The organism is Pseudoalteromonas sp. XMcav2-N, assembly GCF_024124545.1.
Lineage (GTDB): Bacteria > Pseudomonadota > Gammaproteobacteria > Enterobacterales > Alteromonadaceae > Pseudoalteromonas.
On the sequence record NZ_JAMXSF010000018.1, the window covers coordinates 1 to 14,338 of the forward strand.

At 46.3% G+C, this 14,338-nt stretch carries 10 protein-coding genes; 1 reads left to right on the forward strand and 9 read right to left on the reverse strand.

Annotated features, from left to right (window positions below; translation table 11 throughout):
• Positions 1-145: 145 nt before the first annotated feature.
• The 3 genes from NH568_RS19475 to NH568_RS19485 all read right to left on the reverse strand — a co-directional run bounded on the left by NH568_RS19475 (position 146) and on the right by NH568_RS19485 (position 3,010).
• Positions 146-943, reverse strand: coding sequence for a dermatopontin-like protein (locus NH568_RS19475; RefSeq protein WP_253050012.1), 798 nt, complete (start codon positions 941-943; stop codon positions 146-148).
• A gap of 598 nt (positions 944-1,541) precedes the next feature.
• Positions 1,542-2,276 (reverse strand): zinc-dependent metalloprotease family protein, encoded by a 735-nt coding sequence (locus NH568_RS19480; RefSeq protein WP_253050015.1) that lies wholly within the window; start codon positions 2,274-2,276, stop codon positions 1,542-1,544.
• An 11-nt stretch (positions 2,277-2,287) separates the two neighbouring features.
• The gene (locus NH568_RS19485; protein ID WP_253050018.1) at positions 2,288-3,010 is read right to left on the reverse strand and encodes a hypothetical protein; all 723 of its coding nucleotides are present in this window, start codon (positions 3,008-3,010) and stop codon (positions 2,288-2,290) included.
• A gap of 729 nt (positions 3,011-3,739) precedes the next feature.
• On the opposite strand from NH568_RS19485, the gene NH568_RS19490 reads away from it, so the two are divergent.
• A complete protein-coding gene (locus NH568_RS19490; RefSeq protein ID WP_253050021.1) occupies positions 3,740-4,603 on the forward strand; it encodes a hypothetical protein in 864 nt (287 codons plus the stop codon).
• A gap of 132 nt (positions 4,604-4,735) precedes the next feature.
• Here the strand turns inward: NH568_RS19490 and NH568_RS19495 are convergent, their stop codons facing one another.
• The 6 genes from NH568_RS19495 to NH568_RS19520 form a co-directional block, all read right to left on the reverse strand.
• Entirely contained in the window at positions 4,736-7,264 is a 2,529-nt protein-coding gene (locus NH568_RS19495) for a TonB-dependent receptor (RefSeq protein ID WP_253050024.1), read from the reverse strand.
• 187 nt (positions 7,265-7,451) lie between these two features.
• Positions 7,452-8,519 (reverse strand): hypothetical protein, encoded by a 1,068-nt coding sequence (locus NH568_RS19500; RefSeq protein ID WP_253050027.1) that lies wholly within the window; start codon positions 8,517-8,519, stop codon positions 7,452-7,454.
• A 60-nt stretch (positions 8,520-8,579) separates the two neighbouring features.
• Positions 8,580-10,058 carry an internalin gene (locus NH568_RS19505; RefSeq protein ID WP_253050030.1) on the reverse strand — a complete coding sequence of 493 codons (1,479 nt, stop codon included), beginning with the start codon at positions 10,056-10,058 and terminating at the stop codon, positions 8,580-8,582.
• An 11-nt stretch (positions 10,059-10,069) separates the two neighbouring features.
• On the reverse strand, positions 10,070-10,942 hold the full coding sequence (locus NH568_RS19510; protein WP_253050033.1) for a GEVED domain-containing protein: 873 nt from the start codon (positions 10,940-10,942) through the stop codon (positions 10,070-10,072).
• Between the two features lie 10 nt (positions 10,943-10,952).
• Positions 10,953-12,200: a hypothetical protein gene (locus tag NH568_RS19515; protein WP_253050036.1), complete on the reverse strand. Its 1,248-nt coding sequence runs from the start codon at positions 12,198-12,200 to the stop codon at positions 10,953-10,955.
• Positions 12,201-12,254: 54 nt separating this feature from the next.
• Positions 12,255-14,282 carry a Hint domain-containing protein gene (locus NH568_RS19520; RefSeq protein WP_253050038.1) on the reverse strand — a complete coding sequence of 676 codons (2,028 nt, stop codon included), beginning with the start codon at positions 14,280-14,282 and terminating at the stop codon, positions 12,255-12,257.
• Positions 14,283-14,338 lie beyond the last annotated feature (56 nt).

Here is a 14,338-nt window from a genome sequence, read left to right on the forward strand (position 1 = left end):
CTTCAACAAGTTCAAGGTGGCTAAATAATGACATAATTAACAAGTAGATGGTGATAAAAGTGGGCGTTATTAGATCAGAAAAGCGGCGGGTGTTAAAGCCTTTTTACAAAGTGTGATCCCGCCGTGGCCTGCATACTAACTGCTATTACCAGTCAGATACTGAAGTACAGAAAGAAACACTTGTTTCGCGATCTTCGTGAGAGTTGCTGTGACGGCTAGCCATACCTACAATTGCGCCGTTTGAACCCAGGTGCCAGGGTTGGTCAAAGTTAGTTGGGCCTACGTTCGAACATGTTTCAGCACTTAGTGCAAAACCATTTGCTGAAGACTCAGCCATAGCGGCACAGGCGAACTTGAATACGCGGTCTTCATGTCTGTTGCTGTGTACACTGTATACACCAACCAAGAACTTACCAGCCGGACAGGTATAGTTGAAAGCCTGATCGTACGAGTTTACATAGCCGGTCCAACTTACTGTTTTACGGTAAAGGCGTGCACCACCAGACGTAGTGTACTTGCCACACTCGATGTTAAAACGACGGTCTTCTCTCTTATTGTCGTGGTAGCTTGAGATTGACTTGATAAACATGTTGCTAGGACATGTGTATGATAGTACTGCATCAAAGTCGTTCAGGTAACCTGCGTTGAATGTACTATACAGGCGAAGTGAACCACCTGCTTGTATTGAGAAGTCAGATGTTGACAGTTCAGCATTCGGAATGTCAGCTTTTAATGTCACAACGCCATAGTCAGAAACGTCATTGCGGCTTTCAATTAATGTGATGATTTCATCGATATTGTTAGCCTGTGACGCTGGAATTCTGTAGATGCTGTCTCCCAGGTTATACTCCATATAATCTGCTGTGTCCTGAGCTGCAAATACACCCGTTGTAGCTACTGCCAAACATAATGTTGCAATTTTTCCAATAGAACTAACTTTCATCTTAATAATCCTTTTTAGGGTTTTAGTTTAAGTGATTCAGTTGAATCGGGGTATATTTGATGTTTTGGTGTTTAAATTGTCAATTTCATTTATATTAACCTTGGGTTTCTATTTTGTGTCTTGCAGATGTTTATACACTGAACTGAAATTGTTGTTTGTTGAGGATAAGTGTTTTTTCTTAACAGGGGTGTTTGTTTCTTAAGCTAATAACGGTTTTTTGTCATCCGTTTGTTTTGTTATCTTGTTCAATTAATTTTAGCTTTATTGGCTAATTGGTAATAAAAGGTGCCTTATTCTATTTTATTATATTCATGCCTCTCTGAGGCTGATTTTTGGGGGTACGGGAGAGGCTGAGACCGTTCTAGGATCCAAAGTATGTATGGAGGTGCCCGGTAAGTGTCACATTGATTGGTGTAACGAGATAAGCTCAGGCTGTTGGTGCATATGTGTATAATTACGAGTGGCAGTCCAAGCGCGTCGCCGTTACGGGTTTATTACAGACGTCGCTTTCAATTTCATGTAATTTGGTGGCACAAAAAGAGCGCCCATCATCGAGCGCCCAAAGACTATTTGCCTGATAGAAGATAAAGGCAGCTTATTATTTCATGTTTGCAATGTCGTCTTTTGTTGCATTCACAGTTTTCCATGCGTACGACTCGCCTTCAACGCCGAAAGGATAGCCGTTTGCTGTCCAGTTAGGGTTTGAGAAGTAGTCATACTGTGTTGCACTGCCAAAGACATGCGGATATGCCATGATGCTGGTAAATACATTATAGACACCATGCCCCATACCATCTTGGTATACACCACCCGATGTGTCACCCTGTCTGCGAGCGTGTGTTAAACCCTGGTTGTGGCCTAACTCATGAACAAAGGTGGTAGCACCACAGTCAACAGCAGTGATGGAATACATCTTGTTGACCTGAGACGAATACAAATTACCATTGCTGCCCTGGCCAACCCAGGCAATACCACAGCTAATGAGATTGCTGCCTGCAGATGAACCAACACCCAATAATGCAACCATGTCAGCATTATTTGCATCACGATATTGTGCGATGGATGTACTGTCCGTCAGTGCGTTTAACCAGTTCTCGTCAGCTGTTACCTGCGCATTGCCGATAGAAGCTGAAGCAACCAGGTTAAGCCTTAAGTTAATTTCATTTTGGCTATACACCTGATTCGAAAATGAGATCAGCTGATTGATTTTCGTTTGGATGTTTGATGTATTGGCTGCTGCTTCGTCACTATACAGGATAGCAATGTCGATTGTGTTCGCCTGAGTGAAACCTGAGGCTAAGGTGAGTGCCGACGCCAAGATTGCTTTTTTCATATTGATTTTCCTTACTTCTTACTTGTTGTTTGAGTGTTGATAGGCGGGGAAAAGAGATCTTTAGCCCCTTCTGCAGGCACACGCTCTTGAGGCGTGTGCTCTACATGATTTTTATACAGGTCGCGTTTTGCGGCTATCCAGCCATGTTTTCCATGGGATTCAAAAACATAGTTGCCAGAAGGTACGGTGAATTGTCCGTAAATGGCATCACTGCCCACTGTCATTACCGAATTATGAAAGCGGTTATCCGAGCCGGTTACTTTTGCAAAAACGCTTTTGTCACCGTTGGGAAATACATCCACCTGAGTGACTTCTGCCCGATGCATTTCGGTGGTCTGTGGGATAGTTAAGTCAAAGGTATCGCCAACCTCCAGTTGCTGCATGGCAGCTAGGTTGAATTCGACATAGGCCTCTTCACTAATATCTTTTACCAGCACGCCTGCTTCTATCAATATGGCTTTGGCGCTATCAGAGATTGATGCTATTTCTCCAATATCTTGCGGTAATCGCTCCACGTCCTGCGTTATTTCTTTTGTTGTATTTTGGGCAACTTCTATGTGTTGCTTAGGTGAAGCTGAAACAACAAGGGGCTCTGCCTTGTCTACGTTTTTATTCACTATTAACGCATCTTTTTGCGTGGGTTGAATATGTTGAACTTCTGAGTTTGGTCCGGAAAAAAGCCAATATGATATTAATATGCCTATTAAAATAAGCGAAAAAGTCAGTTTCTTCATTTTTTATTCTTCGGTTGGCTGGGAGAGGGAGGTGAATATAATTAAAGTTAACAAATGTGTCAATTAAGTTGCAAAGTTCTTTTTTTGTAATTCTTTTGTTATGATATAACGAATTATTATTGCTGATAATGAATAAGTATTAGTCACAAAATCAGTGCAAAAAATGGCAGCCACAGAGCAAATAAAAGCAATAAAAACGGGTTAATTACATCAAGTATTAGAATCTATGTTTTTGTATTTATTGCTTTTAATATTTATCCGGTGGAGCCATTTGTTCCTGTGAGAGTTATCTGTAGCGAATTTTTGATCCGTTTACAGCTATCTACACTTGAGCGTCGTTATTAAAAAGAGCAAATATTTACTCTCATGTGAGATATTAATGAGGTCTATAAGTAAACTCATGGGAATATATTATTCGTTTTTATTATATTGGTGTTTAATGAAACTCTCCTCAACTGCTGGCTGGGCGCAACGGAGTATCGCCCAAGGGTGAGCCCTGCATCTGATAATTTATTACCAGATTAGTCACTTTCTTGACAAAAGTATTAATTTTAGGAACTACTACGAACCTTTGATTGAAATCAAGGTTGCTAGCGCCATGCATGGTTAAAAATGTTACCAAAATAACGCTGGCTAGATTTTAGGTGCAGAGGTTTGGGATGCAGAGATTTTGCTACGCTCAGTGGCGTTTGTGCCTTTTTAAAGCCAGTCATCTACAGGAGTAAGGATATGAAAATAAAACACGTAGCACAGGCTTTAATTATCGCATCGGCCACACTTTCTTCCGCAAGCGTACTGGCAGAAGGACATGCTAATTCACCTGTGCGTGTTGCGATTGATCATCAGGGCATACCTTATGTGCAAAAAGATGACTCATTGGGTACCTGGCAAAAAATCGCCCTCCCTTATGGACAAAAAGCGGTTGCGGCTTCTGGTGGGTACTTTCATTACCAATTTGGTACTTCACCCAATGATCCTGGCTATGCATACTACGAAGGCGCGACATTCAGCGTTTCTGAAAGTGGCAATGCATTCAGATATCAAGACGGTAACTGGCAGCCTGTGACCGGCTGCTGGGGCGCAACGGATGTCAGTTCATTCACGGTAGATCATGTTTACTGCGTTAACGGAGATGGCACTTTAAAGAAATTCAATAACGCTACAGAAAACTTCGAAGGCAGTTATCGAATTGACAACGAATTCATTACCAAAATTGATGTTGCACTGGGTGGGGTAATTTGGGCGATCACCGAAAGTGACAAGTTATATAAGTTTAATGGGGTAAGCTGGGAGCAGCAATCAGTTGCGTGTGGAAAGCTATGCACACTTAAAGACCTTGCGGTAGGTAGTGGTGAGGTTTATCTGGTTGCAAGCGTGTATGGCAGCAATGATGGCCCGCAGAGTGTGTATACATTGAACTATGGTGAACTGGTTCAGTTTGGCGCTTTTTACAATATTGATGTAGACAGAGAAGGGGTTATTTGGGCTATTTCAAACTACACCCGCACAGTGTTTTACAAGCGCCCGGGTATGAGCGAGTTTGCAGAGGATATGCAAATGAGCCAGAGGGTCTCATCTAATATTGGCGGATGATAAGTCGCCTAAGTGATGCTAAGTAAGGGTACATACAGAATTAGTCAGCCTGTTTGAACTCTTTCTGCGAAGAACGCCTTTGCATACCTGTGCTAAAAGGAAAGGGGTGATGACTCTCACCCCTTTTCATGTTTAGAAGCTAAAGCTCACCTTAGCGTAGTAAGTCATACCGTCAAAGCCATAGGGTAAAGCGCGCAATGGGTAGCGCATCGCGCCATTGGTAATGAAGTTAAGTACCTCATCTTCGCCTAGCTCATCTGGTGTTTCATCGAACAGGTTATCAATGCCGGCGGACAGCGCAATGCTGTCGGTTAGCTGATAACCCGCATTGATGTCAACTAAAACGGCCGACTCAACTACACTGGTTTCCTGCCAGCTGTTGGTTGGCGACAAGAAATCTGGTAGCACAATGTGTCCGCCAGCAAAGTAGCTGACTTCAGTTTTACCAAAGTAATTAAAACGCAGCAGGGTATTCCAGTCGTCCTGCTGGTAGTCAAAGGTGAGCGTGGCACGTTCTCTTGGCTGACCATGGGTCAGGAATGAGCGTCTTTGTGAATCAAGTACAATGTTGTCAGGAATACCCTGAGGCGCGTTAACTTTGTCAATCTCGGTCTTATTTTTATTCGCTGCAAAGGTGATGTCCAACTCACCAGCTGCCAGAGCCAGAGAATAGGAGGCGATTAAATCAAACCCTTGGGTTGTCGAATCCAGCGAGTTTGAGAAAAAGTTACCTTGCACGGCACCAGTGGCTGTTAATGCGGCGTTGGCGGCCGGGAAAGCAGCCAGCTCATCGCTGTTTACACCAATAAAGCTGCCGAGGTTGATGCGGTCGTAAATCTTGATCTGATAGAAATCCAAAGTGACAGAAAAATCATTGCTGACATCCCAGGCCAGACCTAAGTTATAATTATCCGAGGATTCCAGTTGCAGGCCATCTACGCCAAGCGCGGCGGGAAACGGGGAGCCAGCGGTTGCCGTATAAGAGGTAGCCAGTGCGCCATCTCCACCCAGTGTCGTGGTAAAGGCGGTATAACCCGATTGTTGCAACGACGGCGCTCTGAAACCTGTTGACGCTGCCGCGCGTAGCGCCAGATCTTCCGTCAGCTCATAACGGGTTGCCAGTTTCCAGATGGTGTCATCATTTGAGTCAGACACGTCTTCATAGCGTAGCGCTGCGCTTATCAGCCAGTCTTCATTGAGCAGGGTTTCTGCTTCAATATAAATGGCATGACTGGAGCGTTCGGCTTTGTTGGCTGCATCCGGTCTGAGCCCCTGATAAGCCTGAAAACCACAGTCGGCAAAAATTTCAGCATCAAGGACAGACGGGAAAGAGCGGTCAGAATTCGATACGCCACATGCATAAGAGGCTACCTCACCCGGAACAATCTCATAATTCTCCTTACGGTATTCGGCACCTACAGACAGGTAAACCGGTTCGCCACCGCCTATATCAATAATGCCGCTGATATCCAGGTTCGTGGTCCACTGATCGAATCTGAAACCACCCGAATAACCGCCTCTGGGACCAGCATTGCTGGCAACGTCTTGTGCCGATGCACTGGGATTATTTGCCAGGTATTCGGCTGCATAAGATGCATTGATGGTATTGGATGATGAATAGTCGTACTGGTTTTCGCCGTATACACTGGATACATCGAATGCCCAGTCCGGGTTGATATCGCCTTTCAGGCCGATTGCAAAGGACAGATCTTCAGCTTCATTATCGATCCGCGGTAGAAAACCATCCGGATACACCTGGGGGACGTTGCGTTCTGCACGATTAAAGTCGCGGTAAAAGCCGTTACCTAAAGCAGTCCGGTTTGAGAAGCCAGCAAAAGAATACAACTCTTTGTCACCCACAGGCAGCGCAGCGTTGTAGAACACAGAGATAAACTCACTGTCAGAATTACCCTGCTTCCAGCGTACATCATCGGACAAAGTACCTGGCGCTATGGTTGAGGAGCCACCCGTATCACGCTCGGCCCGGTTGGTACCATCGGCATCGCGATATTCCAAGGAGACATTGATAAAGCCGCCCTGGCTGCCCAAATCAAACCCTCGGTTCAGACCCAGTGAATAGGTATCCCCATCTCCCTCACCAGTTGAACCGGCCTGTACAAAACCAGTCGTGACGCCGGTGCTGTCGTTCAAAGAAAGGTTAATAACGCCCGCTATGGCATCTGAGCCATAACGCGCTGCGGCGCCGTCTCTGAGGATCTCAACATTCTTCAGCGCCATCATAGGGATGGAGTTCATGTCTGTCCCCGCAGCACCGGCTCCAACCGTCCCAGACAGTCCGAAGATAGCCTGGGTATGACGACGTTTGCCGTTGATCAGCACCAGAGTTTGATCCGGTTGCAGCCCTCGCAATGTTGCCGGGCGGAACAGATCTGAGCCATCCGAAACCTGAGTCCTGCTAAAGTTAAATGAGGGGGCGATGGATTGCAGACTCTGGCCTAATTCAGTAAAGCCGCCTTTATTTAGTTGATCCGTGTCCAGTATGTCTATGGGAGAGGTCGACTCGGTGGCCGTCCGGTTGGAGACCTTAGAGCCCAATACTGAGATGGTTTCTATGTTTTGCTCGTTAGATTGTTCTGCCATGGCAGCGGAGCACGCAAAGAGTGCCAGTGCAACTGGCGAAAGTTTAATAGTCGTTGTCATCACTTCTACTACTCTGTTGATGTTATGTAATTATTTTGTGTTTGTTGAGCAGACGTTGACATAAATCAAATTTGAGTGCAATCGGATTGGACTAAAGTAGAAGATGAATTTTATTCATTTCAATGAAGCGCCTCCTCCTAAGTGGCTAATAAGGCAAGCCACTTGAGTGAGGAAATAACATGCTTATTTAGGGCCCACACTGACTTAACCAGGGGGAGGCAAGGCAGGTTTGACGTAGTGTCAGAGCATCGCTGAGTGCTATCTGAGCGGCTTCAAATTGGGCTTCCAGTGCGGGTTTTTCAGCCTCACTGGCCACCGCAAGGAACGCTTTAGTACGCTCTAAATGTCTGACTGCTTCACCATATTGATGCTCAGCCCACCGCCAGGTTGTCTCATACATAGTATTACTCATCACAGATGCCCAGTCAGCGGCACCATAGTGGCCTGAATCCTGGAAGCTTTTTACCACAAAGCTACGAGGCACTTTTTCTAAGTCGGCCAAATCCAACATGAGTCCATTGGGGTCGAAACTATATGCTACAAGCTTCTCCAATGTTTGCAGGCAGGGTGTGATGTTACCGCCCCGGCAATAAGTCGGTTGCTCACTGAGTTGCTGCTGCAGCTTAGCTGGTAATGGTCCATTTGAGTTCACATCGACGCTGAACACAGCATTTTCTGCATACTTTTCGATTTCTTTGACCTTGGTGATGGTCTTTTTGAAAAACAGCAAACGTATCTTAATTTTAATGACAAAGCGTTTGTAATCTTCTTCGGTCCTAAAATGTAGCCGTGTGTTGACGAACAAATCGCGGCCAAAGTTGACTTGATAAACAAAGTGGCTACCGCAGTTTTTCAGATCGACGCCGGCTTTTACCTGACGATCCTCTAAGGTGCTATAGCCTTCATCAAACTTGAGATGAAGCTGCGACGTGAGTGTGCGTTGATCGGTGGCGTTACGATGTGTCATTGAAGTCGACACACTACCGGCAATAATGAACAGGTTAACACCGCCATGTACCTCACCGAATGTACGGCGTTTGATCAAGGTTTCGTCAACGCGTTGGAAATAATCCAGACTGCCGCTGAGTTCATTATGCAGCACAGGTGTGCCCTGCAAGCAAATATCACTCAGCTGATGCATGTTTGGGTCAAAAGCCCGGCCAAGGTCGTTAGCACCGACTTTTTCACTGTAGTAGACCCGGCTATGTGCTGCGAATGCGCACCCCAGAGCCAGTAAAGGTAAAAACTTTTTCATATCCGCTCCCTGAAAAGAAATCGCAATGTGCTCCGGCACATTGCGATTAATTATGGCAGGTTATTGCGCAAACGCCGTACCGTAAGTGGTCAGAGCGCCTTCACACAAACGCCAGTTCAGGATCCCACGAGCCGGGGCTGTGACGTCGATGAAAGTCGGGGCCCAGCGCATGTTTCTGAAACGTGCACTTTGCTCTTCAGTGACGATGCCGGCGCGCACGGCTTCTTGTCTTGCTAACTCACACTGCTTCCAATCTTGTTGATCGTTGCTTGGTAGTTGCAAGTCAGTCACATTGTAGGTGGCCGGGCAGTTTTTACCGCGTTGCACACAGGCGCTCTTCATTTCCTGCACCTTGTTTTCACATGCGTAACCAAATGGGTTGTCGCGGCAAAACTGTGCGGCATTGAAGAAGAACCAGGCATTGTCATAAGCCAGATCTTTGATCTGCTCCACAGCCAGACGTTGTGACGCGGGTAAGTAGGCATAGTAGCTATTGAGTAGCTTATCCGCACGCTGCTCGTCCAAAATAGCCTGTTTGAAATCATCCTCAAGCTCACTGATCAGCCATTTGGTTGCATTTCTGACTATCTGATACTCAGGCACTAACGCGCGTAACGCCAGTGAAGAGTTTTCGTAACGCGTGGTGTAATAGCGCACCACATTGTAATCACTCAATGAATTGAGCTGCGAGTTGAAACCAGACTTGGCATACTTCACGGCTTCATAGAACATATCAAAACATGGCTCTGGATTGTCCAGTGAACAGGTGATGATGTTGTTTGGTATGATGGTTAGCAGCTGCTTTGGGTCGCCCCCTTGCTGGATGGCACGTACTGTGATCTTCACAGAAGATTTGGTTTCATCCTTGAGGTATCTAAGCTGACCGCCTACGTTGAATACACCCCCATACAAATCAACATCCAGATAACCGCCAATGTCTGATTTGTCCTGGTTGCTACCGTATTCGATCTTAAGGTTTACCAATACGTTTGCTCCGTATTCAATGCCGGTTACAAACTCATCGCCAACCAGCGTTTGCAGCTTGGTCTGATGGTTGTTGGCGACATCACTGCCTACCTGTGACAGGGTGTAGCCCTGGTTTTGGTCTTTAGGTAAGAACAGACGCTTTTTCGGCGTACTTGAGGCGCTAAAGGTGTAGGAGCTTGAGTAAGTGCTGGAAGCCATTTCTTTGGCCAAAGACGCACCCGCAGAGACGCGAACAACCGGGAAGTTAACGTCGACATCCACGCTACCGTTCAAAGTATTGAGCATATCATCATAGCTCATATCAATGCCGGTTTTAAACTTGAGCTCGGTATTGCCAAAGGTCTCATCAACCACACCAGCAACAGGCTGTACATTGAGAAAGCGTTTCTTTTGGCTGTCATACGCTGTACCCATGGCAACATGATCGTTGATCAGGCCCGAGATCACAGAGCCAGACAAGTTGGCGCTTGAAATGTTCGCCTCTTTTTCTTGTGCAGCAAGGCTTTGTCCTGTCATTGCCAGTGCAAAAACAGATAAATAAATAGGTTTCATATCATCTTTCCTTAACGAACCGTTACAAGGTAGTCTTCGACTTCACCATATTGAATACGGGAGCATGCGTTGTCTGAGCCACCACCCGCATCGGTTGCAATGCGCATCAATGTGGTGCCCTCGGGCACATCCGCCGGAATGTCCATGGTAAACCTGAACACCCCATCTGATGCAGATTTGTAGACCATTTCACTGTTGTCCAGCTGACCATTGTGATCCCAGTCAACCCAGACTCGTGCAACCACATATGAAGGAAAATCAGGTTCCAGATTGCCCGGTGTGATAGATACCTTGACGCTTCGGTTTGCGGGCAGCGTCACCACTTTTCCAGACACCATAGTGTGTGCTTTGGTGCCAGATTGATGTTCGAAGTCCTCAATAGTTACTTTGGAGATCCATTCCCACTCGTTATCAAAGCTGGCATTGTCACAGTAGTTATGTGACAGCACAGTGGTTTTCAAAGCCACAGGTTGATACTCTGGTGGCATAAGCGTACATGCCTGACTATCACTGGTGCCAGCAACCCAGTTATAAGGATTGCTGAAATCTTCATTTGCAAAGGTCACATATTGCGCTTTGCCCGCAGCGATTTTATCTGCCGACAGCCATAATTCTTTAAGCTGGCGTAATTTCTCTTCTTTGCTGACAATGTCACGGGTATCGAACATCTGCTCCCATAGTTCAACGAGCAAACCATCGTAGCATTTTTGCATCCAGGCGAATCTGCCCTGAGCCTCTGTAACTGTTAGCATGTCACCAAGCTCGCTGTAACGGGCTTCCTGTAGTTGAGCATCGCTGAGATCCTGCGCCTGCGCTGTGGCACCCAGCAGGGGTAAAGCCAGAGCGGCAGACACAATCGATGTGCTTATAGAAAACTTTTTCATAATGGTATCCTTACTTTAATACGTCGCTGATAGCGCTGTAGTCGCGATAGTAAGCTAAGTTACCTGACTCATAGTCGAGGCAGTAATTGCCTTCAGGGTTACGTTCACAATAGTCGACCATATCTGCGAACAAGTTAGCATTGGCGCGGCTGGATGTTTCGATTTCCTGCAGTTGATTCAGCTGCTCGGCGTTGAATTGCGCGGCATAGTAGCGCTGTAAATTCTTCGCTCTGCGGTAAGTCAGCCGTTCTTCAATCCAGCGAGAAGTCAGTTCTTTAATAACGAGCTTTGTCAGGTAGTTGACCGGGGTATAGCCAGCGTCTGGGATTAACTGTTGCAAGCCTGCGCCAGAATCCAGGTATTGTGTGACATAGCTATCAGTGATGTTGTAATCATCCAGTGAATTAAACTGGTTGATGTAATCTGATTTCAAGTAGTTCACAGCGGCTTCGAACAGGTTGAAGCAAGGCTCCGGGTTCAGCAGCGTACAACGCATAATGCCATTTGGAATGATGTTCAACAGCCGGTTTGGATCGCCACCGCTCTGATAGCCACTGATGGAAATCTTAACGGACTGCCTTTTTTCCTCGTCAATTTTTTGGAGTTGGCCATCAACCTTGACCTTACCTATCCAGTCGACACTGAGGTAGCCGCCTATCTGTCGTTTGTCTTCCTCATTGCGATAATCAATCTTCATATTGATCACGACGTTGGAGCCATAGGCAAAGCCTTGTACAAAGCCATCACCGAGGTTTGCTGCCTTGTTACCCGGATAAGCTTGCGCCAGCTCGATTGCCGCTTGCGTTGGTTGATATCCTTGGTCTGAACTTGGCATTAAGATACGAGACTTAGGTTTGACCGACGAATACACGGTATAGGTACCTGTGTAACGGTCGGCACTGATATCTTTTGCATAGTTTGCGCCCGCATCAACGCGCACAGCCGGAAACTTGAAGCCCGCATCGACCTTTCCATCGATGAGTTTGAGCGCCTGTTCATATCTCAGGTCTACACCAACACGAAAGTCAATGCTGGTGTTGCCCAAGTGCTCAACGGCCATGCCCTGCACTGACTGAATGCCCAGTAAGACATCGCCTTTACTTTGATGCGCTGTACCGAGCGGAACTAAATCGATGCTTTTTGCCTCTGCAGAGAGGGGGGCTATTTCGCTGAGTTTCTCTGGTATTTTGGTTGCCTGCGCGAGGGCCTGGGATGTCGTTAGTGCCAGCGCAAGGCAAATGAATTGATTTTTATTCATTGTGTTCACTCCGTGAAGAGGCCCCTTAAGAGGCCTCACTGGTTTATTTCCTGATTACTGGATGCTGTTTAGGTAATCTTTGTGCCAAGCTTCAGGAATTCGATTTAGAACGTCTTGTGTTGTTTCCACTTCGTCCTCAAATTCATTGTCACTTTGCATTGCCAGATCACCTACCTGCAGACCATTTGCAAACATTGAGAAAGTTTCACCGGTAATGTGCTTTGGATCCTCAGAGGTACGAGCCAGTTTGAGGTTGTAAACATTGTCCTCGTATTTCACTTGCTCAATCTTAGTGACCAGCTCCAGGCCATTGGTGGTGTGAATACGGTCACCTTGTTGAACCTTGTTGGCCCAAGCTGAGACACCAGATTGAGTGACCACAGGGTGCGATTCAGTAAGTAGCAGCTCTTTGCCTGAATCTGTGGTGATCTTGATCATAGGTAAAGCTTCAACACCTATTGATACGTCTTTGATTTCAAGTGGCATGTGTGAGTTTGGAGCAAACTGACTGGCGCCAAGTACCAGGTCGCCAACCTGTAATTGCTCGATGGGTAGTTGCTTACCATTTGCCAGCATGATCATCGAGCCTTTCGCGAGACAGCTATACACCATTTGCATCGGTGGGTGCTCAATGTCTGTCCAGGTTTGCTCTTCAGGCATGTCTGTGCTGCCCACAACGTAGGTGAAATTACGCAGGCGTTTTCTGCCACGCATTTCTTGTTCAACTTCAACCGATAAGTTCATGATCCAGTGTGCATCGGCATAACGTCCATAAAGCGTTGCATCACCAAACACCCCTTTTGAGCGTGGGATGTTCCATGAGATGCGCGTGTAATCGTAGACGTTGTCACCGACTTGCTTTTGCAAATATTTCAATGAAATATGATCTGAGAAAAGGTGCTCAGAGCCTTGATAACCCCCTAACTTGGATGCGCCACCGCCTTCTTTCGTCTGAATAAAAATTTCGGTGCCATGGTACAGTCCCATCGGTTGGGTGCCCGCAGGTTTGATGGTATAGCTCGGGTTACCATTGGCGTCATAGGTGACGTCTTTGGTGCTCCAATCAGGGCGATAGATTTTGGTCACTTTACCCATGACATCACGATAACCAGAAAAAGGTACAAGCACCTTTAATTGATCATTAGGCGTGCCGTGAGGGTAGACAGCGTCGTAATCACAGTCATTGTACATGCGGTTCAGACAGATTTTGATTCGGTCCAGTGTTGGGTCGGCATTGATCTCTTTTAAATCAACCGGGTTGGTAACGGCACTTTCCAGAATCGCACCTTGCTGGATAGTTGGCACAGATGACGAGGGGAGTGCTTCAGTCCATGCCTGAGTTGATGCCGTGGCGTGTTTTAAATTCTGACTGGCTGAAAGCGCATTCTCATAGCCTAACTCGGCCAGCAGAGTTTCTTTAGAATATTCAACGATGGTGTTTTTGTCTTCAGCAACTTCATTGCCATTTTCATCGATGTATACCACAGTCACCCAGGCATCAGCGAAAATTTGTTCTGCAGCAAGTAGTCTTGGCATGATATCGCTGAGCTTACCAAGCGAAGCTATGTCCATACGCTTTTTGGAAATCCCTTCGCCATAATACTCTGCAAAACGCGGAATAGTGATGTCCTGGCCATTTTCGTCTATCAGCGCAATATCGATAAAGGTATAGGTCGTCGACGCAACTTCACTGTTGATGGCTGAAATCATCACATACTCTGTACCTGTGGCGTCTTTAACAGCTCTCAAACCCATGTGTTTGAAAAACGAGCACACTTTATCCGCGTTACAATTTGAGCTAATGCTATTGTTCAGACTGCTAAGCTGCTCTGTCTGAGCAGCTTTAAGCCCATATTTTTTCGCCTGTTCGCGTTTGTCCAGCAGGTTGAATAAATGCGGACGGTTACTCTTATTTAGGCCATGCTTACTCAGTCGTTGTTGTACTTTTTCTGCACTGCTTAATGTCTGAAATTTTAAAGCAGACTTAGGTAAAGCGGTGCTATTTTCGGACAAAGGACTCGCGACAGTAGCAAGAGAAGCCCCTCCCAAAGCAGCGATAACTGCTAGGCTAACAAGTTTCATAAAGTTTCCTTTTTGAGTGGTTTTATGAGGTAGCTCGTAGGCAAAGTTGCCTTTGC